Annotated in this window: 24 protein-coding genes; 17 read left to right on the forward strand and 7 right to left on the reverse strand. The window is 59.6% G+C overall.

Annotated elements, in window-relative coordinates; translation table 11 throughout:
• Positions 1–138: 138 nt before the first annotated feature.
• From KGB03_RS19760 to KGB03_RS19775, 4 genes are all read left to right on the forward strand, one after another.
• On the forward strand, positions 139–1497 hold the full coding sequence (locus KGB03_RS19760) for a nucleobase:cation symporter-2 family protein (RefSeq protein ID WP_076027965.1): 1359 nt from the start codon (positions 139–141) through the stop codon (positions 1495–1497).
• 157 nt (positions 1498–1654) lie between these two features.
• Positions 1655–2440, forward strand: a complete 786-nt coding sequence (locus KGB03_RS19765) for an outer membrane protein OmpK (protein WP_223528442.1) — start codon at positions 1655–1657, stop codon at positions 2438–2440.
• Positions 2441–2818, forward strand: coding sequence for a hypothetical protein (locus KGB03_RS19770; protein ID WP_223528446.1), 378 nt, complete (start codon positions 2441–2443; stop codon positions 2816–2818).
• Positions 2815–3600, forward strand: a complete 786-nt coding sequence (locus KGB03_RS19775; RefSeq protein WP_223528449.1) for an outer membrane protein OmpK — start codon at positions 2815–2817, stop codon at positions 3598–3600. The genes KGB03_RS19770 and KGB03_RS19775 overlap by 4 nt, the downstream gene beginning before the upstream one ends.
• A 109-nt stretch (positions 3601–3709) precedes the next feature.
• Here the strand turns inward: KGB03_RS19775 and KGB03_RS19780 are convergent, their stop codons facing one another.
• Together KGB03_RS19780 and KGB03_RS19785 are read right to left on the reverse strand one after the other, a co-directional pair.
• Entirely contained in the window at positions 3710–4882 is a 1173-nt protein-coding gene (locus KGB03_RS19780) for a patatin-like phospholipase family protein (protein ID WP_223528452.1), read from the reverse strand.
• A gap of 34 nt (positions 4883–4916) precedes the next feature.
• Positions 4917–5849, reverse strand: coding sequence for a lipid A biosynthesis lauroyl acyltransferase (locus tag KGB03_RS19785; protein WP_192410506.1), 933 nt, complete (start codon positions 5847–5849; stop codon positions 4917–4919).
• Between the two features lie 118 nt (positions 5850–5967).
• Here KGB03_RS19785 and minC point away from each other — a divergent pair, with 118 nt between their 5' ends.
• The 8 genes from minC to KGB03_RS19825 all read left to right on the forward strand — a co-directional run bounded on the left by minC (position 5968) and on the right by KGB03_RS19825 (position 13724).
• Complete coding sequence (gene minC / locus KGB03_RS19790; protein ID WP_134099203.1) at positions 5968–6705, forward strand: septum site-determining protein MinC; 738 nt, start codon at positions 5968–5970, stop codon at positions 6703–6705.
• A 201-nt stretch (positions 6706–6906) separates the two neighbouring features.
• Complete coding sequence (gene minD, locus KGB03_RS19795) at positions 6907–7719, forward strand: septum site-determining protein MinD (RefSeq protein WP_111449014.1); 813 nt, start codon at positions 6907–6909, stop codon at positions 7717–7719.
• A complete protein-coding gene (gene minE, locus KGB03_RS19800; RefSeq protein WP_095143988.1) occupies positions 7719–7973 on the forward strand; it encodes a cell division topological specificity factor MinE in 255 nt (84 codons plus the stop codon). The genes minD and minE overlap by 1 nt, the downstream gene beginning before the upstream one ends.
• A 178-nt stretch (positions 7974–8151) precedes the next feature.
• A complete protein-coding gene (locus KGB03_RS19805; protein ID WP_008146175.1) occupies positions 8152–8787 on the forward strand; it encodes an RluA family pseudouridine synthase in 636 nt (211 codons plus the stop codon).
• Positions 8788–8935: 148 nt separating this feature from the next.
• Positions 8936–9778 (forward strand): hypothetical protein, encoded by an 843-nt coding sequence (locus KGB03_RS19810; protein WP_223528455.1) that lies wholly within the window; start codon positions 8936–8938, stop codon positions 9776–9778.
• A 106-nt stretch (positions 9779–9884) separates the two neighbouring features.
• Complete coding sequence (locus tag KGB03_RS19815; protein WP_111449016.1) at positions 9885–11174, forward strand: M18 family aminopeptidase; 1290 nt, start codon at positions 9885–9887, stop codon at positions 11172–11174.
• A 141-nt stretch (positions 11175–11315) separates the two neighbouring features.
• Positions 11316–11492, forward strand: a complete 177-nt coding sequence (locus KGB03_RS19820; RefSeq protein ID WP_170206229.1) for a hypothetical protein — start codon at positions 11316–11318, stop codon at positions 11490–11492.
• Between the two features lie 78 nt (positions 11493–11570).
• Positions 11571–13724 (forward strand): mechanosensitive ion channel family protein, encoded by a 2154-nt coding sequence (locus KGB03_RS19825; RefSeq protein WP_223528459.1) that lies wholly within the window; start codon positions 11571–11573, stop codon positions 13722–13724.
• A gap of 102 nt (positions 13725–13826) precedes the next feature.
• On the opposite strand, the gene KGB03_RS19830 is transcribed toward KGB03_RS19825, so the two are convergent.
• Positions 13827–15500, reverse strand: a complete 1674-nt coding sequence (locus KGB03_RS19830) for a DEAD/DEAH box helicase (RefSeq protein ID WP_008146183.1) — start codon at positions 15498–15500, stop codon at positions 13827–13829.
• 422 nt (positions 15501–15922) lie between these two features.
• Here KGB03_RS19830 and KGB03_RS19835 point away from each other — a divergent pair, with 422 nt between their 5' ends.
• Positions 15923–16714, forward strand: a complete 792-nt coding sequence (locus KGB03_RS19835; RefSeq protein WP_223528463.1) for a crotonase/enoyl-CoA hydratase family protein — start codon at positions 15923–15925, stop codon at positions 16712–16714.
• Positions 16715–16768: 54 nt separating this feature from the next.
• Here KGB03_RS19835 and KGB03_RS19840 read toward each other — a convergent pair whose 3' ends face one another.
• Positions 16769–17524 carry a spermidine synthase gene (locus tag KGB03_RS19840; RefSeq protein WP_076027973.1) on the reverse strand — a complete coding sequence of 252 codons (756 nt, stop codon included), beginning with the start codon at positions 17522–17524 and terminating at the stop codon, positions 16769–16771.
• A gap of 149 nt (positions 17525–17673) precedes the next feature.
• Here KGB03_RS19840 and KGB03_RS19845 point away from each other — a divergent pair, with 149 nt between their 5' ends.
• Positions 17674–19020 carry a class II 3-deoxy-7-phosphoheptulonate synthase gene (locus KGB03_RS19845; RefSeq protein WP_056740344.1) on the forward strand — a complete coding sequence of 449 codons (1347 nt, stop codon included), beginning with the start codon at positions 17674–17676 and terminating at the stop codon, positions 19018–19020.
• Between the two features lie 98 nt (positions 19021–19118).
• Here the strand turns inward: KGB03_RS19845 and KGB03_RS19850 are convergent, their stop codons facing one another.
• Both KGB03_RS19850 and KGB03_RS19855 read right to left on the reverse strand, forming a co-directional pair.
• Positions 19119–20348, reverse strand: coding sequence for a winged helix-turn-helix domain-containing protein (locus KGB03_RS19850; RefSeq protein WP_223528467.1), 1230 nt, complete (start codon positions 20346–20348; stop codon positions 19119–19121).
• 64 nt (positions 20349–20412) lie between these two features.
• The gene (locus tag KGB03_RS19855) at positions 20413–20628 is read right to left on the reverse strand and encodes a DUF1127 domain-containing protein (RefSeq protein ID WP_033057173.1); all 216 of its coding nucleotides are present in this window, start codon (positions 20626–20628) and stop codon (positions 20413–20415) included.
• Between the two features lie 95 nt (positions 20629–20723).
• Between KGB03_RS19855 and KGB03_RS19860 the strand changes: the two genes are divergently transcribed.
• A complete protein-coding gene (locus KGB03_RS19860; RefSeq protein WP_134099215.1) occupies positions 20724–21578 on the forward strand; it encodes a LysR substrate-binding domain-containing protein in 855 nt (284 codons plus the stop codon).
• Here the strand turns inward: KGB03_RS19860 and KGB03_RS19865 are convergent.
• On the reverse strand, positions 21568–22317 hold the full coding sequence (locus tag KGB03_RS19865; protein WP_111449022.1) for a sulfite exporter TauE/SafE family protein: 750 nt from the start codon (positions 22315–22317) through the stop codon (positions 21568–21570). The genes KGB03_RS19860 and KGB03_RS19865 overlap by 11 nt on opposite strands.
• Before the next feature lie 112 nt (positions 22318–22429).
• On the opposite strand from KGB03_RS19865, the gene KGB03_RS19870 reads away from it, so the two are divergent.
• Both KGB03_RS19870 and KGB03_RS19875 read left to right on the forward strand, forming a co-directional pair.
• Positions 22430–23386, forward strand: coding sequence for a LysR family transcriptional regulator (locus tag KGB03_RS19870; protein WP_223528470.1), 957 nt, complete (start codon positions 22430–22432; stop codon positions 23384–23386).
• A 69-nt stretch (positions 23387–23455) separates the two neighbouring features.
• Positions 23456–23917: a MarR family winged helix-turn-helix transcriptional regulator gene (locus tag KGB03_RS19875; protein WP_008146202.1), complete on the forward strand. Its 462-nt coding sequence runs from the start codon at positions 23456–23458 to the stop codon at positions 23915–23917.
• Positions 23918–24009 lie beyond the last annotated feature (92 nt).

Genomic DNA, 24009 nt, shown 5'->3' on the forward strand with positions numbered 1-24009 from the left:
TGGGAGCGGGCTTGCTCGCGAAAGCGTCGGGTCAGTCAACAGTAATGTTGAATCCAATGGCCTCTTCGCGAGCAAGCCCGCTCCCACAAGGTGGCGTGCTGCAAAAATCACAAGAATAAAAAAGATCCGAGGTGTTGCATGTCCGAGCTATCCAAAGCCCGCATCCCCGACGCACCCGCCATTCAGCGTTTGCCCCTCTTGCAGCTGATCCTGGTCGGCCTGCAACACGTTCTGCTGATGTACGGCGGAGCCATCGCGGTGCCGCTGATCATCGGACAGGCCGCTGGCCTGAGTCGTGAAGAAATCGCCTTCCTGATCAATGCCGACCTGCTGGTAGCCGGGATCGCTACCATCGTGCAGTCGCTGGGCATCGGCCCCATGGGCATCCGTATGCCAGTGATGATGGGCGCCAGTTTCGCCGCGGTCGGCAGCATGGTCGCCATGGCCGGCATGCCGGGCATCGGCCTGCAAGGGATCTTCGGCGCGACCATTGCCGCCGGATTCTTCGGCATGATCATCGCGCCATTCATGTCCAAAGTCGTACGCTTCTTCCCGCCTCTGGTGACCGGCACGGTCATCACCTCGATCGGTCTGTCGCTGTTCCCCGTGGCCGTGAACTGGGCCGGCGGTGGTGCGGGCGCCGCTCAATTCGGCTCGCCGATTTACCTGGCCATCGCCGCGCTGGTGCTGGCCACCATTCTGCTGGTCCACCGCTTCATGCGCGGTTTCTGGGTCAACATTTCCGTGCTGATCGGCATGTGCCTGGGTTACGTGCTCTGCGGCCTGATCGGCATGGTCGACCTGAGCGGCATGGCCCAGGCACCGTGGCTGCAATTCGTGACCCCGCTGCATTTCGGCATGCCGAAGTTCGAACTCGCACCGATCCTGTCCATGTGCCTGGTGGTGGTGATCATCTTCGTCGAGTCCACCGGGATGTTCCTGGCACTGGGCAAAATCACCGGTCAGGACGTCTGCCCACGGATGCTGCGTCGCGGTTTGTTGTGTGATGCCGGCGCCTCGTTCTTCGCCGGTTTCTTCAACACGTTCACCCACTCCTCTTTCGCGCAGAACATCGGCCTGGTGCAGATGACCGGCGTGCGTTGCCGCTCGGTGACCATCGTCGCCGGCGGTTTGCTGGTGGTGTTGAGTTTGTTGCCGAAAGCGGCGTTTCTGGTGGCCTCGATTCCACCCGCCGTACTGGGCGGCGCGGCGATTGCGATGTTCGGCATGGTCGCCGCCACCGGCATCAAGATTCTTCAGGAAGCCGACATCGGTGACCGTCGCAACCAGTTGCTGGTGGCGGTGAGCATCGGCATGGGGCTGATCCCGGTGGTCCGTCCGGAATTCTTCGCCCACCTTCCGCTGTGGATGAGCCCGATTACCCACAGTGGAATCGCCATGGCCACGCTGAGTGCGCTGTCGCTGAACCTGCTGTTCAACATCCTCGGCGGCGCCGAACGCGCGGCCATCAACGACTGCCACGCGCACCCGCACTGATCAAACCTCTGTGGCGAGGGGATTTATCCCCGTTGGGTCGCGAAGCGGCCCCAGCATTCTCTCAAGCAAACCGCATTCGCCTGTTTTACGACTGCTTCGCAGCCGAACGGGGATAAATCCCCTCGCCACGAACAATAAAAACAAGAGGGAGCAACAGATGATTCGGACACAGACAAACATGCTGTTAGGCGGTGGTCTATTGGCCGCCAGTCAGGCCATGGCCGGTGATCTGCTGCTGTGGCAGACCAACAGCCTGAGCTATCTGTATGGCAAGGATTTCGCGGTCAACCCGTCGATCCAGCAGACAATCACCTTTGAGCACGCCGACCGCTGGAAGTACGGCGACAACTTCCTGTTCGTCGACAGCACTTACTACAACGGCGAGAAAGACCGGAACAAAGGCGTTCACGCCTATTACGGCGAGTTCAGTCCGCGCCTGTCGTTCGGCAAAATCCTCGATCGTCGTTTCGAATTCGGCCCGATCAAGGACGTGTTGCTGGCCATGACCTACGAGAATGGCGAAGACGACACCGAGGCCTATCTGATCGGTCCCGGTTTCGACCTCGCAGTACCGGGCTTCAACTTTTTCACCTTGAACTTCTACTATCGCCAGACCGAAGGCTCGCGTCCCGGCGACGATGTCTGGCAGATCACGCCGGCCTGGTCCTACACCCTGCCATTGGGCAACTCGAACCTGTTGATCGACGGCTACATCGACTGGGTCGTGGATAACGACCAGAACTCACAGGGTACTTATCACGCCAACCTGCACTTCAACCCGCAGATCAAGTACGACCTGGGCAAGGCCATGGGCTGGCGGGAGAAACAGGTGTACGTCGGCGTCGAATACAGCTACTGGAAAGACAAATACGGCATCGAAAACAGCACCCACTTCGACACCAATGAAAACACCACCAGCCTGCTGGTGAAGGTGCATTTCTAGATGATCCGCAACCGTGCTCCAAACCTGTCGTCGGTGCGCTGTTGCGGGGCACTTGAGACCTGGCCAAGGAGTCAGTATTCTCCGCGGCCGCCCGAATCTGGTCTAAAAAAAAGCCCGGATTTAATTCCTGACCAGAAAGCCAACTTATCCCGGCACTGGACGGTACCAAGGCACTCCAAAACCACTCTCAATCGACTGCTCTTGAGCCGCCGAGCGGGAGATTTTTGGCTTTTCAAAAGCCTTGGCTCAGCTCTTGCTAACAGCACTGAAGCTGACCGAATGGATGATTTTTTACAGCTACAGAAAAAGGCGCCACACCAGAGCGCCGACCTTAAAAAAATAACGTGGAACACCTACTTTTTGGGAGCAACCGAATGAAACGTACGTGCACTAGCCTGATGCTGGCGGGATCATTGCTGGCCGGGGGCCAGGCCATGGCCGGCGACTTGCTGCAATGGCAGAACAACAGCCTGACCTACCTGTATGGCAAGGACTTCCAGGTCAACCCGCGCATTCAGCAGACGGTGACCTTCGAACACGCCGATGGCTGGAAATACGGCGACAACTTCATGTTCGTCGACAAGATCTTCTACAACGGCAAGGACGATAGCTACGCGGGCTCGAACACCTACTACGGCGAGATCAGCCCGCGCTTGTCGTTCGGCAAGATCTTCGACCAAAAGCTCGAATTCGGCCCAGTCAAAGACGTACTGCTGGCCATGACTTACGAGTTCGGTGAAAACGATACCGAGTCCTACCTGATCGGTCCTGGTTTCGATCTGGCGATCCCGGGCTTCGACTACTTCCAGCTGAACTTCTACAACCGTCATACCGAAGGCGACCGCCCGGGAGACAATATCTGGCAGGTCACACCGGTCTGGTCCTACACCATCCCGGTGGGCGATTCGAACATCCTGGTCGATGGTTTCATGGACTGGGTGGTCGACAACGACGTCAACAAAAAAGGCGAATACCACGCCAACCTGCACTTCAATCCACAGGTCAAATACGACTTGGGCAAGGCGCTGAACCTGGGCGAGAAGCAGTTGTACGTGGGTGTCGAGTATGACTACTGGAAAAACAAGTACGGCATCGAAGACAGCCAGGGTTTCAAAACTGATCAGAGCGTGACCAGCTTCCTGGTCAAGGTGCACTTCTGATCCGGCGGCGTCTGTAAGGACGCCATCGCGAGCAGGCTCGCTCCCACATTGGAATGCATTTCAACTGTGGGAGCGAGCCTGCTCGCGAATGGCCGCAACACAAAAAATCTCAAGCCGAAACCACAGGCTCCGCCAACCCGAGGAACCGGCACAACTCCTCGCGCTTGGCCAACGCATCCCTGCGCCCCAAATCAATCAATTCGCTGCAATACCCCGACTCGAACAGCAGATAACTCAGCACCCCCGCCCCGCTCGTCTTGGTCGCCCCCGGCCCGCGCAGAAACAGACGCAGCGCCGCCGGCAACTCCTGCCGATGCCGCGCCGCAATCTCATCGATCGGCTGACTCGGCGAAATCACCAGCACCTCTACCGGCGCCACACCCAGCGCGCGCGTCGGTGTGCCATCGGGCAGCAGATGACTGAACTGATTGAGCCGCTGCAGCAACTCGATGTCACTTTCCAGGCTGTCAATGAACGTGCTGTTGAGCATGTGCCCACCGATCTGCGCCAGGCTTGGCTGCTGGCCGGTGTAGGCGCGTTGCAGTGGTTGTTCCGGGTCGACGCCGCGGGGGTTGCCGCTGACGCCCACTACCAGCACCCGGCTGGCGCCCAGGTGCAGCGCCGGGCTGATCGGTGCCGACTGACGTACCGCGCCGTCGCCGAAATACTCTTCACCGATTTTCACTGGCGCAAATAACAGCGGAATGGCCGAACTGGCCAGCAAGTGATCGACGGTCAATTGAGTGGGGACGCCGATTCGCCGATGGCGCAACCAGGCATTGATGGTGCCGCCGCCCTGATAAAAGGTCACCGCCTGACCGGACTCGTAGCCGAACGCGGTCACCGCAACCGCCTGCAACTGTTTCTGTGCAATAGCCTCGGCAATCCCGCTCATCTGCAGTTTGTCGTCGAGCAATCTGCGCAGCGGCGAACTGTTGAGCAAGGCCACCGGCACCTGAGCGCCAATCCCGAGCAAACTGTGGGTGACAAAACGGCTGGCCTGATGGATCACACCCGGCCAGTCGCTGCGCAGCACCAAATGACTGCGAAAGCCCTGCCAGAAGGCTGTCAGACGTTGAATCGCACCCCGAAAATCCATCGCCCCACTGGCGAGACTGACCGCGTTGATTGCGCCGGCCGAGGTGCCGACGATCACCGGAAACGGATTGCTCGCGCCGACCGGTAACAGCTCGGCAATCGCCGCCAGCACACCCACCTGATAGGCCGCCCGAGCCCCGCCGCCGGAAAGAATCAACCCTGTAACCGGTTCAGCAGGACTCATCGCAACACTCCATGGTGCTTATAAGGACGGTGGTTCAACCGCGTTTTGCGTACAGCTTCGGCTCGCCCGGTGGGCGACTCTTGAAGCGGCGATGAGCCCAAAGGTATTGCTCTGGACATTCGCGCAAGACGCCTTCGACCCATTGGTTGATCCGCAGGCAATCGGCCTCTTCGGTTTCGCCGGGGAAACCCTCGAGCGGTGCATGAATCACCAGTCGATAACCGCTGCCGTCCGCCAGACGTTCCTGAGTGAACGGCACCACCAGCGCCTTGCCCAACCGCGCAAACTTGCTGGTGGCGGTGACGGTAGCAGCCTGAATCCCGAACAGCGGCACGAAGATACTTTGCTTGGCGCCATAGTCCTGATCCGGTGCGTACCAGATTGCCCGGCCTGCGCGCAGCAATTTGAGCATGCCGCGCACGTCGTCACGCTCCACCGCCAGCGAATCGACGTTGTGCCGCTCGCGCCCCATGCGCTGGACGTAGTCGAACAGTGGATTTTTGTGTTCGCGGTACATGCCATCGATGGTGTGCTGCTGGCCGAGCAACGCCGCGCCGATTTCCAGCGTGGTGAAATGAACGGCCATCAGGATCACGCCTTTGCCGTCGCGCTGGGCTTTTTTCAGATGCTCCAACCCTTCGACATGGGCCAGCTTCGCCAGACGCTCGCGCGACCACCACCAGCTCATGGCCATTTCGAAAAACGCGATGCCCGTTGAGCCGAAGTTTTCCTTGAGCAGGCGCTTGCGCTCGGCAGCGGTTTTTTCAGGGAAACACAGTTCCAGATTGCGCTTGGCAATGCGCCGTCTGTCGCCCGCTACTCGATACATCAATGCACCCAGGGCGCGACCGATCGACAGCAACGCCGGATACGGCAGCTGGACAATCAGCCACAACAGCCCCAAGCCACACCACAGCGGCCAAAAACGTGGAGATAGAAATGCTGTTCGAAAACGCGGGCGTTCCATTAAAGGTTCCGGAAAGACAATGGCCGCGCATTCTACATCGTTCGACCCGGCTTGCGGCTCGCGGGCGTTCTCGTTATAAGTCTCGGCACTTTTAGTGACAAGTCGTTGTATGCCGACCATGAGCCAAACCGAACCGCTAGACCAAGATCCCGTGTTCCAGCTGAAGGGCAGCATGCTCGCCATTACGGTGCTGGAACTGGCTCGTAACGACCTCGAGAACCTCGATCGTCAACTGGCCGCCAAGGTCGCCCAGGCGCCTAACTTCTTCAGTAACGCGCCACTGGTGCTGGCCCTGGACAAACTTCCGGCCGGCGAAGGCGCAGTCGATCTGCCGGGCCTGATGCGCGTCTGCCGCCAGCATGGCCTGCGCACCCTGGCAATCCGTGCCAGCCGCATCGAAGACATTGCCGCGGCCATCGCGGTCGACCTGCCGGTGCTGCCACCGTCCGGCGCCCGTGAGCGTCCGTTGGACCCGTTCGAAGGCCAAGTCCAGAAAAAACCGGAAAAACCGCCGGAGCCGACGATCAAGCCAACGAAAATCATCACCTCGCCCGTACGCGGTGGGCAGCAGATTTATGCCCAGGGCTGCGATCTGGTGGTGATCTCCTCGGTCAGTCCGGGGGCGGAACTTCTCGCCGATGGCAACATCCATGTATACGGCCCGATGCGTGGTCGAGTGTTGGCCGGCGTCAAAGGCGACACGAAAGCCAGGATTTTCTGTCAGCAAATGAGCGCTGAACTGGTCTCCATCGCAGGCCACTACAAGGTTTCGGAGGATCTGCGTCGCGACCCTTTGTGGGGCGCGGGCGTACAGGTCAGCCTGTCGGGCGATGTGTTGAACATCATTCGGCTTTAACGGATACTGCCGCATTTTCCAAACATCTCTAAAACGTAGCGAAAACGGCTCAAACGAAGTAGGAAAAAGGCCATAAGCAGTGTTTACCCGAGGTAAGCGCCGTTCTGGACCGAATTCCAGCCAAGGCTGTCCGACTGCAGTAGTTTTTCTAGAGATGTTTTTCAGGGGCTAAATGTCCTTTTTCCTTAGGGGTGAAACACCTTGGCCAAGATTCTCGTGGTTACATCCGGCAAGGGTGGTGTGGGTAAGACCACCACCAGTGCTGCTATCGGTACCGGCCTCGCACTGCGCGGCCACAAAACAGTTATCGTCGACTTCGACGTCGGTTTGCGTAATCTCGACCTGATCATGGGTTGCGAGCGCCGCGTGGTGTATGACTTCGTCAACGTGGTAAACGGCGAAGCCAACCTGCAACAAGCCCTGATCAAAGACAAACGCCTGGAAAACCTCTACGTACTGGCCGCCAGTCAGACCCGCGACAAAGACGCGCTGACCGTCGAAGGCGTGGAAAAAGTGTTGATGGCGCTGAAAGAAGACTTCGAATACGTGGTCTGCGACTCTCCGGCCGGCATCGAAAAAGGCGCCCACCTGGCCATGTACTTCGCAGACGAAGCGATTATCGTGACCAACCCGGAAGTGTCCTCGGTTCGTGACTCGGACCGCATGCTCGGCCTGCTGGCCAGCAAATCGCGCCGCGCTGAAAAGGGCGAAGAGGCGATCAAGGAACACCTGCTGCTGACCCGCTACAACCCGCAACGGGTCAGTGACGGCGAGATGCTCGGTGTCGAAGACGTCAAAGAGATTCTGGCGGTCGCCCTGCTGGGTGTCATTCCGGAATCCCAAGCGGTACTCAAAGCTTCCAACTCGGGCGTGCCAGTCATTCTCGACGACCAGAGCGATGCCGGTCAGGCATACAGCGATGCGGTCGATCGTCTGCTGGGCAAAGCCGTGGAGCATCGTTTTCTCGATGTAACGAAGAAGGGATTCTTCGAGCGCCTGTTTGGAGGTAGATAATGAATCTTTTTGACTTCTTTCGTGCCAGCAAAAAGGTCAACACCGCGTCGGTAGCGAAAGAGCGTCTGCAGATCATCGTGGCGCACGAACGCGGCCAGCGCAGTACACCGGACTACCTGCCAGCCTTGCAGAAGGAATTGGTCGAGGTCATCCGCAAGTACGTCAATATCGGGTCCGATGACGTGCACGTCGCTCTGGAAAACCAGGGCAGCTGCTCGATTCTGGAACTCAATATCACCCTGCCAGATCGCTAGTCGATCAGACAGGAGCCACGGCGGTTCAGGCTTGCGCTCCTGTGGGAGCCGAGCTTGCTCGCGATAGCATCACCTCGGTTTATCAGATAGACCGAGTTGCCTGCATCGCGAGCAAGCTCGGCTCCTACAGAGTGTGGAGGCCTGAGCCGCCGTTGGCGTTTGTTACGAGGCTGTTTTAATGCCGCTGTCCAACATCCGCATCATCCATCAGGACGCCGCCGTACTGGTGGTGAACAAACCGACCCTGCTGCTCTCCGTCCCTGGCCGGGCTGATGACAACAAGGATTGCCTGATTACCCGCCTGCAAGAAAACGGTTACCCGGAAGCACGAATCGTCCATCGTCTGGACTGGGAAACCTCGGGCATTATTCTGTTGGCCCGTGATCCGGACACCCATCGCGAGCTGTCTCGGCAATTTCACGACCGCGAAACCGAAAAGGCCTACACCGCCCTGTGCTGGGGACAACCGGAACTGGACAGTGGCAGCATCGATCTGCCCTTACGCTACGATCCGCCGACCAAGCCACGCCATGTGGTGGACCATGAATTCGGCAAACATGCCCTGACCTTCTGGCGGGTATTGGAGCGTTGCGGCGACTGGTGTCGTGTCGAATTGACGCCAATCACCGGCCGCTCCCATCAGTTGCGCGTGCACATGCTTTCCATCGGCCACCCACTGCTGGGTGACGGACTGTATGCCCACGAGCAAGCGCTGGCGGCCTGGCCACGACTCTGTTTGCACGCGAGCATGCTGAGCTTCACTCACCCGCAAAGCGGCGAACGCTTGCGCTTCGAGTGCCCTGCTCCTTTTTAAGCAACCGCCGAACCAAAAACCGCCCTTCCATTGAAGGGCGTTTTTTATTTCTTGTTACAAATCGCCGTGAAAATGACGTGAAATTATTGTCATGAATTTGTAATGAAACGTAAAATGCCAGCACTTTGATATCAGGCAGGAAGCCCTCGTGCTCAGCAACAAGACATTTCAAGACGACTACCCGTTCACCTTCTGCCTGTTCAACACCACGCTACACCTTAGCGAGCAACCTTCGCCCGAAGTACAACAGGCGCTTGAACAGCTCATACATAAACGACGCGCCCACAAACTCACCCGTGCAAGTGCGCCGCTTGCCTCCGGCAATACGCCACTGTTCGCCAAGGTCCAGCCGCTGGATACCCTGAAGGCAAAAGTACGCGTGACCTTTGGCAAGCCACAGCGCAATGGTCGATTCGACTGGCCGCTGGAAGAATTGATCAATACGCTCGAAGCGCAGCGCCGTGGCGTACAAATGCCGCCTCTGCAAGGGTTCGGTTACACCAAGGACCGACTGGGCCTGACCCAGGAATACTTCATTATCACGCGCCTGCTCGACGATCATATCGACGGCGTGCAATGGCTTAAACGCAACCCGGACAGCGTCGAAACATTCGTTCTCGACGCCTTCGAATTGCTGAGTTCCTTGTCGCGCAAAAACATCACGCACATGGATTTCTGGGCTGGCAACATCATGATCCCGCAAACACCACAAACTCCGCTCAAAGCCATCGACTTTGAAAACTGCTTTGCCGGCCAGACAAACCATCAAAGCGAAACCCTGGGTTTTCAACTGGGCTTCTTCTATCGCCGGGACATTTACAAGCTCATCACCGAAGCCGCCTATGACCGACTGGTGGACGAGTACATTCGACAGATCCCGGGGATATCGAAGGAAAAATTCAACGAGGTATACCTCGCGAGCAAACATGAATATGTGGGCCGCAAGCAACGCCGCGAAGTGTTCCTCAATGGCAACCTGATCACCGGTTGACTCGCCCTCTTCGCCAATCGGCAGCTGGCGCACGTTGAACGGCATTGTCGCTGCAATGCCGTGAGCCAATACGTTAAACTCGCGCCATTGCTGTCTGGAGCTACTTATGCGCGAAGAGTTGAACCAAGGCCTGATTGACTTCCTCAAGGCCTCCCCTACCCCATTCCACGCCACCGCCAGCCTTGTTCAGCGCCTGGAAGCGGCGGGCTATCAACGCCTTGACGAGCGCGAGCCATGGGCCACCGAAGCCAACGGTCGTTACTACGTCACCCGTAACGACTCGTCGATCGTCGCGTTCAAGATGGGCCGTCATTCGCCCCTGCACGGCGGCATTCGCCTGGTTGGCGCACACACCGACAGCCCGTGCCTGCGGGTCAAACCCCAGCCGGAGCTGCAACGTCAGGGTTTCTGGCAACTGGGCGTCGAAGTCTATGGCGGCGCACTGCTGGCGCCATGGTTCGACCGCGACCTGTCCCTGGCCGGCCGCGTGACCTTCCGCCGTGACGGCAAGGTCGAGAGCCAGTTGGTCGACTTCAAGGCGCCGATCGCCATCATCCCGAACCTGGCCATTCACCTGAACCGTGAAGCCAACATGGGCTGGGCGATCAACGCCCAGACCGAACTGCCGCCGATCCTCGCGCAATTTGCCGGTGATGAGCGCGTGGACTTCCGCGCCGTGCTCACCGATCAACTCGCCCGCGAACATGGCTTGAACGCCGACGTGGTGCTGGACTATGAGCTGAGCTTCTACGACACCCAAAGCGCTGCGGTCATTGGCCTGCATGGCGATTTCATTGCAGGGGCGCGCCTGGACAACCTGCTGTCGTGCTACGCCGGCCTGCAAGCCTTGCTGACCACCGAAACCGAAGAAACCTGCGTACTGGTCTGCAACGATCACGAAGAAGTCGGTTCCTGCTCGGCCTGCGGCGCCGATGGCCCGATGCTGGAGCAGACGCTGCGTCGCCTGCTGCCTGAAGGCGATGAGTTCGTGCGCACTATCCAGAAATCCCTGTTGGTCTCGGCAGACAACGCCCACGGCGTGCACCCCAACTACGCCGACAAGCACGATGCCAATCACGGTCCGAAACTCAATGCCGGCCCGGTAATCAAGGTCAACAGCAACCAGCGCTACGCCACCAACAGCGAAACCGCCGGGTTCTTCCGTCACCTGTGCATGGCCGAAGAAGTGCCGGTACAGAGCTTCGTGGTGCGCAGCGACATGGGTTGCGGCTCGACCATCGGCCCGATCACCGCCAGCCACTTGGGCGTGCGCACCGTCGACATCGGCCTGCCAACCTTCGCCATGCACTCGATCCGTGAACTGTGCGGCAGCCATGACCTGGCACACCTGGTCAAAGTGCTGAGCGCGTTTTACGCCTGCCGCGAACTGCCGTAGCTCGTGCAGGAGCATGGCTTGCCAGCGATGGCGATCTTAAGGAAGCCATCGCTGGCATGCCATGCTCCTACAGGTGTTCACCACCGATCGCTCAAAAGCCACCTAGACTTTAACTACCCCCTTTCGACAAGGCAGTCGCTCATGATCTCGTTGTCTTCGTTTCACGCCATGCTGATTCCGATTCTTGCCGGGATGATCATGCTGGCAATCGGTTTCAATTTTCGCGACAAGAACGCCGGCGTTTTCGCGATGTGGATCGGCATGCTGATGATCCTCGCCACCGTGGTTTTCAAGATCCTCGCCAAACTCAACGAATAAATCCTCGCCCCTGGCTCGCATTGATTTTGACGGGCTCGTACACTCGGTCGATCCGCTCATCCCGAGGTTGACCGCCTAGTGTTCGCTCGTCTTTTTGCCCTGCCGTGTTTATTCCTTGTCTGCCTCATGACGCTGCTGCCGACGGCACCCGCCCAGGCGGTCGGCTTGCCCAGCCTGCTCAACAGCTCGGCAAAACAGCCGGAGGCGCAAGAGCCCTTGGGGCAATCCCTGGACGAAGTGATCAAGTCGCTGGAGAACGATCAGCAACGCACCAAACTGCTGGCGGATTTGAAGAAGCTGCGCGACGCCACCAAAAAGGCCCAGCCAGTCACCGAAGTAGGCGTCCTGGGACTGATCGGCGGCACCCTGGCCAGTTTCGAAAAACAGTTTTCAGGCGCAGACAGCCCTCTCACTCGCTGGTCCGAAGAGCTCAAACTGGCTCAGGATGAACTGACGGCACTGGCGCTGCCGGCCAATGAATGGCTGCCGATCATCTTTGCCTTCGCCATGATCCTGATGGTCTGGAGCTTGCTGGCCGCGGCGCTGATCTGGGTCAGCCACCGAGTACGCATGCGCTTTGGCCTGACCGAAGAACTGCCGCAGCACCCCAAGGCCCTGGACATGTTGCGCTTCGCCCTGCGCAAACTCGGGCCGTGGCTGATTGCTTTGGTCATGACGGTCTACATGAGCTACGCCCTGCCTTCATCATTGGGCAAAAGTCTGGCCATGGTGCTGGCTTATGCGCTGGTGGTTGGCACCTGTTTTTCGGCAATCTGCGTGATCGCCTTTTCGGTGCTCGACGGCCCACACCGCCACCGCGCCCTATACATCCTGCGGCATCAAGCCTTTCGGCCGCTGTGGCTGATCGGCAGTTTCGCCGCCTTCGGTGAAGCCCTGAGCGATCCGCGACTGGTCGAAAGCCTTGGCAGTCATCTGGCGCACACCGCCGCGACGGTCGCCAACGTACTGGCGGCATTGTTCACGGGGCTGTTCATCCTGCGGTTCCGTCGTCCCATCGCCCACTTGATCCGCAACCAGCCGCTGTCCCGACGCCTGACCCGCCGAGCCCTCAGCGACACCATCGAAATTCTCGGGACCTTCTGGTACATGCCGGCGCTGGTGCTGGTGGGGATTTCGCTGTTCGCCACGTTCGTCTCGGCCGGCGATACCAGCACCGCGCTGCGTCAGTCGCTGATCTGCACCGTGCTGCTGGTGTTGTGCATGGTCATCAACGGCTTGGTACGCCGCCATTCACTCAAACCACAGCGCAGCGTGAAGCGTCATGCACTGTATTCGGATCGTCTGAAAAGCTTCTTCTACACACTCGCCCACCTGGTGGTGTGGCTGGCGTTCATCGAACTCGGCCTGCGGGTCTGGGGCATGTCGCTGATCCGCTTCACTGAAGGCGAAGGCCATGAAGTCAGCGTCAAACTGTTCAGCCTCGGCGGCACGCTGATTTTTGCCTGGCTGATCTGGATTCTCAGCGACACCGCCGTGCACCACGCCCTCACCCGTTCGCGCAAAGGTCTGGCGAATGCCCGCGCGCAGACGATGATGCCGTTGATTCGCAACGTCTTGTTCGTGGCGATTTTCATCATTGCGCTGATCGTCGCCCTGGCAAACATGGGCATGAACGTCACGCCATTGCTGGCCGGTGCCGGCGTGATCGGTCTGGCCATCGGTTTCGGTGCACAGTCGCTGGTGGCGGACCTGATCACCGGGCTGTTCATCATCATCGAAGACTCGCTGGCCATCGACGACTACGTGGACGTTGGCGGCCACCTGGGCACCGTCGAAGGGCTGACCATTCGTACCGTGCGCCTGCGGGACATTGACGGCATCGTCCACACCATTCCGTTCAGCGAAATCAAAAGCATCAAGAACTACTCCCGGGAGTTCGGCTACGCGATTTTCCGGGTGGCGATACCTTCCAACATGGACATCGATAACGCGATCAAACTGATGCGCGACGTCGGCCAGAAGATGCGCACCGACCCACTGCAACGGCGCAACATCTGGTCGCCACTGGAGATTCAGGGTGTCGAGAGTTTCGAGTCAGGCAACGCGATACTCCGCGCCCGGTTCAAGACCGCGCCGATCAAGCAATGGGAAGTGTCCCGAGCGTTCAACCTGTCACTCAAGCGACACCTGGACGAAGCCGGACTCGACCTGGCGACGCCACGCATGAGCGTGCAGGTGATCACGGCAGGCGGAGGATCAGTGACGGAGTAACCCGGTAGCGTTGTGGCTCGCCACAACTACAAACGGCAGGCAAAAAAAATCCCCGAACCAGTCGGGGATTTTTTATGTTCGATCAATCAGCCCGAGAGCGGATCAATCTTCGCGATAGCGACGCAGCTTCAACTGCTTACCAGCAACGCGAGTGTCCTTCAGTTTGGTCAGCAGACGCTCCAGACCATCTTCCGGCAGCTCAACGAGGCTGAAGCTGTCACGCACCTGGATGCGACCGATTGCTTCGCGAGCCAGACCACCCTCATTGAGGATAGCGCCCAGCAGGTTCTTGGCAGCGATACCATCACGCGCACCCAGCGCGGTACGGCAACGAGCACGACCTTCGGCCAATGGAACCGGAGCACGACGCTCACGATCACCACGGTCCGGACGATCACCGGTACGCTCTGGACGATCGCCACGCGGTGCGTTGTTCGGCACCAGTGGACGTTCTTTCTCGATGGCAGCCAGGGTCAACGCCTGAGCGTTGGTTGCCTTGCGCAGCAGAGCAGCGGCCAGTGCACGCGGGGTGCAACCGATGTCGGCAGTCAGGCGATCCAGCAGATCACCGTGAGTCGATTCGGCATCAGCCACCAGCGGCGACAGGCTGTTGGTCAGTTTCTTGATGCGGGCATCGAGAACAGCCTGAGCGTCCGGCAGGCGAACTTCGGCAACTTTCTGACCGGTTACACGCTCGATCACTTGCAGCATGCGGCGCTCACGTGGAGTCACCAGCAGCAGTGCACGACCTTCGCGACCGGCACGGCCGGTACGGCCGATACGGTGAACGTAGGACTCTGGATCGTACGGCATGTCAACGTTGAACACGTGAGTGATGCGCGGAACGTCCAGACCACGAGCAGCAACGTCGGTCGCCACAACGATGTCCAGACGGCCATCCTTGAGGGATTCGATCACGCGCTCACGTTGGTTCTGAGCAATGTCACCGTTCAGCGCAGCGGCTTTGTAGCCTTTGGCTTCCAGGGCACTGGCCAGGTCCAGGGTCGCTTGCTTGGTGCGCACGAACATGATCAGGGCATCGAAGTCTTCAACTTCCAGCAGGCTCAATACAGCCGAGGTCTTCTGGTCAGCGTGAACCAACAGGTGAGCCTGTTCGATCGCGGTAACGGTCTGAGTCTTGGTCTGGATCTTCACGTGTTGCGGATCGCGCAGATGGCGCTCGGCAATGGCACGGATCGACTGCGGCAAGGTAGCCGAGAACAATACGGTCTGACGGGTTGGAGGCAAGGCCTTGAAGATAACTTCGAGGTCGTCCATGAAACCCAGTTTGAGCATTTCGTCCGCTTCGTCGAGAACCAGGTGGTTCACGGTCGACAGAACTTTTTCGTCGCGACGCAGGTGGTCGCACAGACGGCCCGGAGTGGCGACAACGATCTGTGCGCCATTACGGATTGCTTTCAGTTGTGGACCCATAGGGGCGCCGCCGTAAACGGCCACAACGGTAACGCCCGGCATTTGCTTGGCGTAGGTTTCGAAAGCGGTTGCTACTTGCAGCGCCAACTCACGGGTTGGCGCCAGGATCAGGGCTTGCGGCTCGCGCTTAGCAGGATCGATGCGATGCAGGATCGGCAGGGCGAACGCGGCGGTTTTACCCGTACCGGTTTGCGCCTGACCAATCATGTCGTGACCGGCCATGATGATCGGGATCGATTGCTGCTGAATAGCCGAAGGTTCTTCGTAGCCAGTCGCAATGACGGCTGCAAGAATATTCGGATTAAGATTAAAAGCGGCGAAGCCGCCGGTTTCCTGGGTCATGGGTCTGCCTCTAAGTGCATCCGCAAAGACCCATGCTCCAAAGCTGCGCATGCCGTGTAAGACTCAAGAGTCGCCCTGGCTGCTTTGTCGGCGGGGATTTGCGAAAACGAATGAATGAAAAAGATTCGTCAAGGGAGAGTCCGCTGTGCGGACGTGCAGCCGAAGCTGACTTCGGGGAATTGCGCTACCTAAACGCGGCCCGGTTAAAGGCCGGCGCGCACTATACCGGAATTCGCTCAAAAAGGGAGCTTTATTTGTCGGAAAACTGCCGTGTACAGCGTTCTGTCACACGCTTTGCAGACAATCGGGCAACAGTCTATTTTTCAAAGGCCCAGCCCTGCTGACGATCGCGCTAAAACGGTTCACCCTTGTGACGCAGACCTGCCGTCCGACACCTCCTTCCCCGCCCGAGGAAATGCACCATGAATCAGCCCTGCTCCAGTCGTGTGAGCCGTGAACGGCACGGTCATGTCCTGATGATCGGCCTGGATCGAGTGGCCAAACGCAACGCCTTCGATCTCGACCTGCTCAATGAACTGAGCCTGGCCTATGGCGAGTTCGAGGCCGACAGCGAAGCGCGGGTGGCGGTGGTGTTCGGCCATGGTGAGCATTTCACCGCAGGGCTCGACCTGGTCAGTGCCAGCGCGGCCCTGGCTGACGGCTGGCAGGCACCGCCCGGCGGCTGCGATCCGTGGGGGGTATTCGCCGGTCCCAGAGTGAGCAAACCGGTGATTGTCGCCGCGCAAGGCTACTGCCTGACCATTGGTATCGAATTGATGCTGGCCGCCGATATCAACCTGTGCGCCAGCAACACCCGCTTCGCCCAGAAAGAAGTGCAACGCGGGCTCTTCCCGTTCGGCGGTGCCACGTTGCGCCTGCATCAGGTCGCTGGCTGGGGCAATGCCATGCGCTGGCTGCTGACCGGCGATGAGTTCGATGCCCATGAGGCGTTGCACCTGGGGTTGGTGCAGGAAGTCATGGCCAGCGAGGACCTGCTGCCACGGGCGATGGCGCTGGCTGAGCGGATTGCCCGGCAGGCGCCGCTTGGGGTTCAGGCGACGTTGATGTCAGCAAGGCAGGCGCGTTATGAAGGGGAAACAGCGGCGGCTCAGGCATTGCCACCGATGGTGAAGAGGTTGCTGACCAGCGAGGATGCCAAGGAAGGCGTGCGGTCGATGATCGAGAAGCGACCCGGCGTGTTCAAAGGCTGCTGACTGCCCACCTGTGGTGAGGGGATTTATCCCCTCACCACAGTACCTCGCGAGCCTTCACGTCGCCGGGCGGATTGCCTTGATCAACGACTGCAACGAATACCCCAACCGCGGCGCCAGCCCTTCGGCGCGGGCGATCAAGCCGTCCATGTCCAGTTCCTGATCCAGCTCCGAAGGCACGAGCAGAATCACATTGCCCTCCTTCACCGGCAGTTCCCAGTAATGCCGGTGATAGAGCCCGCGAAACAATGCGGCGCCCAACGGTTTGCCATCATCGGTGGCCCACTGATTGATCACCAGCCAACCACCCGGGTTCAGGCGTTTCTGACAGTTTTCCAGGAAATTCCACGCCAGATGCCCGACACCCGGCCCGACATCGGTATAGAGGTCGACAAAAATCAGATCCGCCGGCTCAGCGGTATCGAGCAGCTCCAGCGCATCGCCCACCCGGATATACAGCCGCGGATCGTCATCCAGCCCAAGATATTCAATGGCCAGGCGCGGCACGTCAGGGCGCAGCTCGATGGCTTCGACGTCTTCCAGCGGCAAGAACTTGAGGCAGGCCTGGGTCAGTGTGCCGGCACCGAGGCCGAGGAACAGCGCGGTTTCCGGCTGCTCGTGGCACAACGCGCCAATCAGCATCGCCCGGGTGTAATCGTATTCGAGCCAGCTCGGGTCAGCCGTGAACACGCAGCTCTGTTCGATGGCATCACCGAACTCGAGAAAACGGTAATCGGCCACTTCCAGCACGCGAATCACGCCGAACTCATCCTGTACCTCGGCGAGCAGATGCTCGACGCGCTCCTCAGTCATTTCGTCTCCTGATCGTTACCGGGCCCGGCAACGTAATAAACCGCAGGGTTGAAGCGGCAAAAGCGCGATTGTCCGCGAAGCGACGGGAACAGGTCACGCACTAATTGCTGATAACATGACCGTCCGAGCGTAAAACACTAGAGACCGTGATGAGCCAACCCTGGAGCCCTGACAGCTGGCGCGCCCTGCCGATCCAGCAACAACCCCAATACCCCGACGCGGCGCATTTGCTGCACGTCGAGCAAACGCTGGCCAGTTATCCGCCGCTGGTGTTTGCCGGTGAAGCCCGGGAGTTGCGCCGTCAGTTTGCCGAAGTGACCCAGGGCCGCGCGTTTCTGCTGCAGGGCGGCGATTGTGCCGAAAGCTTCGCCGAGTTCTCCGCCGCGAAAATCCGCGACACCTTTAAAGTCCTGCTGCAAATGGCGATCGTCATGACCTTCGCCGCCGGTTGCCCGGTGGTCAAGGTCGGGCGCATGGCCGGGCAGTTCGCCAAGCCGCGTTCGGCCAACGATGAAACCATCGACGGCGTCACCTTGCCGGCCTACCGTGGCGACATCGTCAACGGCATCGGCTTCGACGAAAAAAGCCGCGTGCCGGACCCGGAGCGCTTGCTCCAGTCCTACCACCAGTCCACCGCGACCCTGAACCTGTTGCGCGCCTTCGCCCAGGGCGGTTTTGCCGACCTGCATCAGGTGCACAAGTGGAACCTGGACTTCATCGCCAACTCGGCACTGGCCGAGAAGTACAGCCATCTGGCCGATCGCATCGATGAAACCCTGGCGTTCATGCGCGCCTGCGGCATGGACAGCTCGCCGCAACTGCGCGAAACCAGTTTCTTCACCGCCCACGAAGCGCTGTTGCTGAACTATGAAGAAGCCTTCGTGCGTCGCGACAGCCTGACCAACGATTACTACGATTGCTCGGCACACATGCTGTGGATCGGCGACCGCACCCGTCAGCTCGACGGCGCTCACGTCGAGTTCCTGCGGGGCGTGAACAATCCAATCGGGGTCAAAGTCGGCCCGAGCATGAACCCCGAAGACCTGATTCGCCTGATCGATGTGCTCAACCCGGACAACGATCCGGGCCGTCTGAACCTGATTGCGCGGATGGGTGCGAACAAGGTCGGCGACCACCTGCCGCAACTGATCCGTGCCGTGCAGCGTGAAGGCAAGCAGGTGCTGTGGAGTTCCGATCCGATGCACGGCAACACCATCAAGGCCAGCAGCGGCTACAAGACCCGCGACTTTGCGCAGATTCTTGGTGAGGTGAAGCAGTTCTTCCAGGTTCACGAAGCGGAAGGCACGTATGCCGGCGGCATCCACATCGAGATGACCGGACAGAATGTCACTGAGTGCATTGGTGGCGCGCGGCCAATTACCGAAGACGGGTTGTCGGATCGGTATCACACCCATTGCGACCCGCGGATGAATGCCGATCAGTCGCTGGAGTTGGCGTTTTTGATTGCTGAAACCCTGAAGCAAGTCCGCCGCTAAATCGCAGCGCCTCCTTCGCGAGCAAGCCCGCTCCCACATTGATTCTGTGTTGTTCACAAATCCAGTGTGGGAGCGGGCTTGCTCGCGAAGGGGCCAGCTCAGTCACTATCAATCTGTGCCAATGCCACCCGCAACCGCGCCGCACTCGCCCGCGGGCAATTCAACTGAACCCGCTCAAGCCCCAGCCAATCCGCCATTCGCCGCAGATTGACCGCCAACGCCAGCATCCCCTCGTCATCCAGCCCCGGCTCTTCCTCATGCACAGCGTGCACCGCCAGCCTGCCCTGCGCCCGCTCGGCGCGCAGATCCACCCGCGCGGCAATCCGTTCATTGTGCAAAAACGGCAAAACATAGTAGCCGTAGACCCGCTTGTCCTGCGGCGTATAGATCTCCAACCGATAGCGAAAATCGAACAGACGCTCGGTGCGACTGCGCTCCCAGATCAGTGAGTCGAAGGGTGAAAGCAAGGCGCTGGCCTCGACCTTGCGCGGCACTGTCGGCTCAGGCAGACAATAGGCCGGTTGCCGCCAGCCCTGGACTTCACACGCCAGCAATTCACCCGCCTCCACCAGTTCCGTCAAACGCGGGCGGGCATCACCGGGACTCAGGCGAAAGTAATCGCGCAGGTCTTTTTCTGTTCCGACGCCCAACGCTGTCGCGGCATGCAGCAACAGGCCGCGCTGGGCCTCGGCCTCACTCAGCAGCGGCTGCGCAAGAATCGTCGAAGGAATCACCCGCTCCGGCAGATCATAAAGCCGCTCGAACCCGCGCCGGCCGGCCACGGTCACTTCACCGGCGGCGAACAACCATTCCAGCGCATGTTTTTCCGCGCTCCAGTCCCACCAGGGCCCTGCCCGTTCCTGACGGGTCGACAGGCTGCCGGCACCCAGCGCGCCCAGTTCCTGAACCGAGGCCAGCACCCGGCGAATCGTGTCCTGCTGCTCACGACCGAAACGTGCCAGTTGCTGGTAGATATCCTCGCCACGGGTCGCGCGCAGCATGCGCCAGCGCATCAACGGGTACATCGACAAGGGCAGCAACGAGGCTTCATGCCCCCAATATTCGAAGAGCGTGCGCCGCCGGCCCGAACTCCAGGCAGCCTGGTCGAGCAAGTCGGATGAGTAATTGCCGAGGCGGGAAAACAAGGGAAGGTAGTGCGAACGCACCAATGCATTGACCGAATCGATCTGCAGAATGCCCAGCCGCTCGATCAGACGATTGAGCTGAACCGGTTTGATCGCCACTGGCGGCTGGCGCCCGTTGAACCCTTGGGCGGCCAGCGCCAGACGCCGAGCCTGTTTGATGGAAAAGGACAGTGTTGCGCGCATGAACATCTCCTTGTCTGCTCGCAACCTACCTCACCGGAAGACGGTTTGTGTAGTTGTGCATTACTCATTTGTGCATCGGGTCATTCCAAAACGGTTTGACCGACTCGAACTCCACATCCGCACGACTCATGCCGATGTCCTTCAGTGCTTCATCGCTCAGACTCGCCAACAACTCGCGCTCCCGGTGAAGTTCGTACCAGCGACTGAATTTGTGCAGCAGATCGGATACCAGGTGGATCGAGTGCTTTTCTACTGCTGGATATTCATGTTGACCTTTCATCTTGTTGCCCTCCGTTTGGATGGCTCAAGTGTCGCGCTGGGGCTAAGATCAATCCAACGAATGTTTCTTATGTAATACATCTCGGAGATTGATGAATGTCTGCCTACCCGAGTATCGACACCGAAGTGCTGCGCACCTTTGTTGCCATCGCCGACCAGGGCGGTTTTACCCGTGCCGGCGAGTTGGTCAACCGCACTCAGTCCGCCGTGAGCATGCAGATGAAGCGGCTGGAAGAGGATGTGGTGCAGCGTCAATTGTTCCAGCGTGACGGACGACAGGTGCGGCTGACAGCGGAGGGCCAGGTGTTGCTCGGCTATGCCCGGCGCATCCTCAAGCTGCACAGCGAAGTGTTCAATACGTTGCGCGAGCCGCACATGGTCGGCATGGTGCGCATCGGAACGCCGGACGATTACGTGATGCGTTTTTTACCGGGGATTCTGCGGCGATTTGCCCAGACGTATCCGCTGATCCAGATCGAGGTGCACTGCGAATCATCAAAACAATTGCTGTTGCGCCAGGACCTGGACTTGACCATCGTCACCCGCGAGCCGGGCAATGAAATCGGCCAGTTACTGCGCAAAGAGCATTTTGTCTGGGCCGAGGCGCAATGTTTCAGCGCCCACGAGCAAACGCCGTTGCCACTGGCGATGTTCAACAGTGATTGTTTCTGCCGCTTATGGGCCTGCAATGCGCTGGACGCCATGGGTCGCGATTACCGCGTGGCGTACAACAGCGACAGCCTGTCGGCGATCATGGCGGTGGTCAGCGCCGGACTGGCGGTCACCGCGCAACTCGAAAGCCTGATCACGCCCGACATGCGCATTCTAGGTGAAGCCGAAGACCTGCCGATCCTGCCCGAGGCCAGCATCATGCTGGTGCGCAACCTGCACAACCCGTCGCCGATCACTGAGTGCCTGGCCGAGCACATTGTCGAAGGCTTCAAACTTTAAGGGCGAGCATCACCGCGCAGAACACCAGAAAGCCACAGAACAACCCGCGCAGCAGTCGCTCCGGCAGTGCGTGGGCGATCCTCACACCCCAACTGATGCTCATCAGACCGCCAACCGCCAAGGGCAAGCCGATCATCCAGTCCACCTGATGGTGCACTGCGTAAGTCACCAGCGTGACACCCGTGCTCGGCAATGCCAGCGCCAGCGACAAACCCTGCGCAACCACCTGACTGGTGCCGAACAGACTGGTCAGCACTGGCGTTGCGACCACTGCCCCGCCCACGCCAAACAACCCGCCCATGGTGCCGGAGGCGGCGCCGAGCACGCCCAGCCATGGCCATGAGTAATTCATCTGCGCAGATACTGGTGCGTTGGCGCAGAACATTCGCACCAGGTTGTAGGCCGACAGCGCAATCAGGAACGCGACAAATCCGACGCGCATGGTTTGCGCATCAATGCCCACCGCCCAGATCGAACCGATCCAGGCAAAACAGAACCCCATCGAAGCCAATGGCAGCGCGTGGCGCAATTCAATGCGATTACGCTGGTGGTAACGCCACAGCGCCAGCATCACGTTAGGCACCACCATGACCAGCGCCGTGCCCTGGGCAATCTGCTGATCGAGGCCGAACAACACGCCCAGCAACGGAATCGCGATCAAACCACCGCCAATGCCGAACAACCCACCGAGGGTTCCCAGGGCGGCGCCAAACACCAGGTACATCAAAAACTCAATCACAGGCGATTTTCCCTTCACGTCAGGCTATTCATCCTACGCAGTCGGCGCTGGCGGGGAAACGCACAGCAACGCACAATGGCTGTGCCAACTTCGCACAAGCGCAGACGACACCATGAACCCCAATCAATTGACCGAACAACTGGGTCTGTTCCTCGACGTGCTGGAAACCGGCAGTTTTTCCGCCGCGTCCCGCCGCCACCCGCTGACCCCTTCGGCGGTGGCTCGGCGCATCGACAGCCTGGAAAACGCCGTCGGCAGCCAGTTGTTCATTCGCAGCACCCACGCCGTGCGCGCTACCCCGGCGGGTTTAGCGTTTGCCGAGCGCGCGCGGCGGATCGTGGCCGAACTGCGGCTGGCTCGGGCTGAGGCGGTATCGTTGAGCAGCGCACCGGAAGGCTTGATTCGGATCGATGCACCGGCAGCCTTCGGACGGCGACATCTGGCGCCGGTGATTGCCGACTTTCTAATGCTCTACCCCGGCCTCGATGTGCAGTTGCACCTGATCGACAGTTTTGTCGACATGCAGGGTTTGAATCTGGGCAAGGTCGATCTGGTGCTGCGCGCCGGGCAAATGGCCGATACCCGGCTGGTGGCCACGCCGCTGGCGAGCATGGTGCGCATCGCCTGTGCCAGCCCCGGGTATTTGCAACGGCGTGGTGTGCCGACCGATCCGGCGCAGCTGATTGAGCATGATGGCCTCGACTGGGATGGCCTGGCTCCGCCGTTCGCCTGGCGTTTCGAGCGGGACGGGCAGTTGCACTTGCACCGCCCTGCGCGCATCCGCATGAGTGCCAACAATGCCGAGGCTTTGGTTTGCGGCGCATTGGCCGGGCTGGGTATCGCACACTTGCCAACCTGGTTGGCCAGCGAATACCTGTTACGCGGTGAACTGCTTCCGCTGTTCTGCGAACACGGCCTGCCACCCCCGGAAACGACCGGCATTTATGCCTTGCGTCTTGAACAACAACCCAATCCCCGCAGCCGCTTATTGCTGGAATACCTGAAGACCCGCTTCAGCCCGATCCCGCCGTGGGATCTGGCCCTGCAAAGTACCCTCGACCGGCACTAGGCTAAAATTGTCTGGTGCATTAAAGATTCGCCCGCTAGATTTATGACGATCACTGATCAAGGCTTCGAAATGACCACCGAGCGCAACACCCCGGATAACTGCGACGACCTGCTGCTGGATAATCAGGCCTGCTTCGCCCTGCATTCCACCTCGCTGCTGATGACCAAGGTCTACAAGCCGCTGTTGCAAGCACTGGGCCTGACCTATCCGCAATACCTGGCGATGATGGTGTTGTGGGAACAGGACGGTTTGACCGTAGGCGAAATCAGCACGCGCCTGCTGACCGATCCTGGCTCACTGACGCCCTTGCTCAAACGCCTGGAAGTCGAAGGTTTACTCAGCCGCACCCGCAGTCGTGAAGACGAGCGAGTGGTGATTGTCGAACTCACGGAACAGGGTCGCGCTTTGCGGGAGCAGGCCCGCGGTATTCCCCGGTGCATCCTCGGTGCCAGCGGGATGACCCTGGAGAGACTGCAAAAACTGCAAGCGGAGCTGCAAGCGCTGCGCAGTAATCTGCAGAACAGCCTCTAATCTCCAAACCACCAAAAATCCCCCTGTGGGAGCGGGCTTGCTCGCGAATGCGGTGTGTCAGACAACATTGATCTTGACTAACACACCGCATT

It is taken from the genome of Pseudomonas sp. BF-B-26, assembly GCF_019956495.1.
In the GTDB taxonomy this organism is placed as follows: Bacteria; Pseudomonadota; Gammaproteobacteria; order Pseudomonadales; family Pseudomonadaceae; genus Aquipseudomonas.

Coding starts and splice junctions, on each gene's coding strand:
- KGB03_RS19760 (WP_076027965.1), top strand. CDS start 139: ATGTCCGAGCTATCCAAAGCCCGCATCCCCGACGCACCCGCCATTCAG.
- KGB03_RS19765 (WP_223528442.1), top strand. CDS start 1,655: ATGATTCGGACACAGACAAACATGCTGTTAGGCGGTGGTCTATTGGCC.
- KGB03_RS19770 (WP_223528446.1), top strand. CDS start 2,441: ATGATCCGCAACCGTGCTCCAAACCTGTCGTCGGTGCGCTGTTGCGGG.
- KGB03_RS19775 (WP_223528449.1), top strand. CDS start 2,815: ATGAAACGTACGTGCACTAGCCTGATGCTGGCGGGATCATTGCTGGCC.
- KGB03_RS19780 (WP_223528452.1), bottom strand. CDS start 4,882: ATGAGTCCTGCTGAACCGGTTACAGGGTTGATTCTTTCCGGCGGCGGG.
- KGB03_RS19785 (WP_192410506.1), bottom strand. CDS start 5,849: ATGGAACGCCCGCGTTTTCGAACAGCATTTCTATCTCCACGTTTTTGG.
- minC (WP_134099203.1), top strand. CDS start 5,968: ATGAGCCAAACCGAACCGCTAGACCAAGATCCCGTGTTCCAGCTGAAG.
- minE (WP_095143988.1), top strand. CDS start 7,719: ATGAATCTTTTTGACTTCTTTCGTGCCAGCAAAAAGGTCAACACCGCG.
- KGB03_RS19805 (WP_008146175.1), top strand. CDS start 8,152: ATGCCGCTGTCCAACATCCGCATCATCCATCAGGACGCCGCCGTACTG.
- KGB03_RS19815 (WP_111449016.1), top strand. CDS start 9,885: ATGCGCGAAGAGTTGAACCAAGGCCTGATTGACTTCCTCAAGGCCTCC.
- KGB03_RS19820 (WP_170206229.1), top strand. CDS start 11,316: ATGATCTCGTTGTCTTCGTTTCACGCCATGCTGATTCCGATTCTTGCC.
- KGB03_RS19830 (WP_008146183.1), bottom strand. CDS start 15,500: ATGACCCAGGAAACCGGCGGCTTCGCCGCTTTTAATCTTAATCCGAAT.
- KGB03_RS19835 (WP_223528463.1), top strand. CDS start 15,923: ATGAATCAGCCCTGCTCCAGTCGTGTGAGCCGTGAACGGCACGGTCAT.
- KGB03_RS19840 (WP_076027973.1), bottom strand. CDS start 17,524: ATGACTGAGGAGCGCGTCGAGCATCTGCTCGCCGAGGTACAGGATGAG.
- KGB03_RS19845 (WP_056740344.1), top strand. CDS start 17,674: ATGAGCCAACCCTGGAGCCCTGACAGCTGGCGCGCCCTGCCGATCCAG.
- KGB03_RS19850 (WP_223528467.1), bottom strand. CDS start 20,348: ATGCGCGCAACACTGTCCTTTTCCATCAAACAGGCTCGGCGTCTGGCG.
- KGB03_RS19855 (WP_033057173.1), bottom strand. CDS start 20,628: ATGAAAGGTCAACATGAATATCCAGCAGTAGAAAAGCACTCGATCCAC.
- KGB03_RS19860 (WP_134099215.1), top strand. CDS start 20,724: ATGTCTGCCTACCCGAGTATCGACACCGAAGTGCTGCGCACCTTTGTT.
- KGB03_RS19870 (WP_223528470.1), top strand. CDS start 22,430: ATGAACCCCAATCAATTGACCGAACAACTGGGTCTGTTCCTCGACGTG.
- KGB03_RS19875 (WP_008146202.1), top strand. CDS start 23,456: ATGACCACCGAGCGCAACACCCCGGATAACTGCGACGACCTGCTGCTG.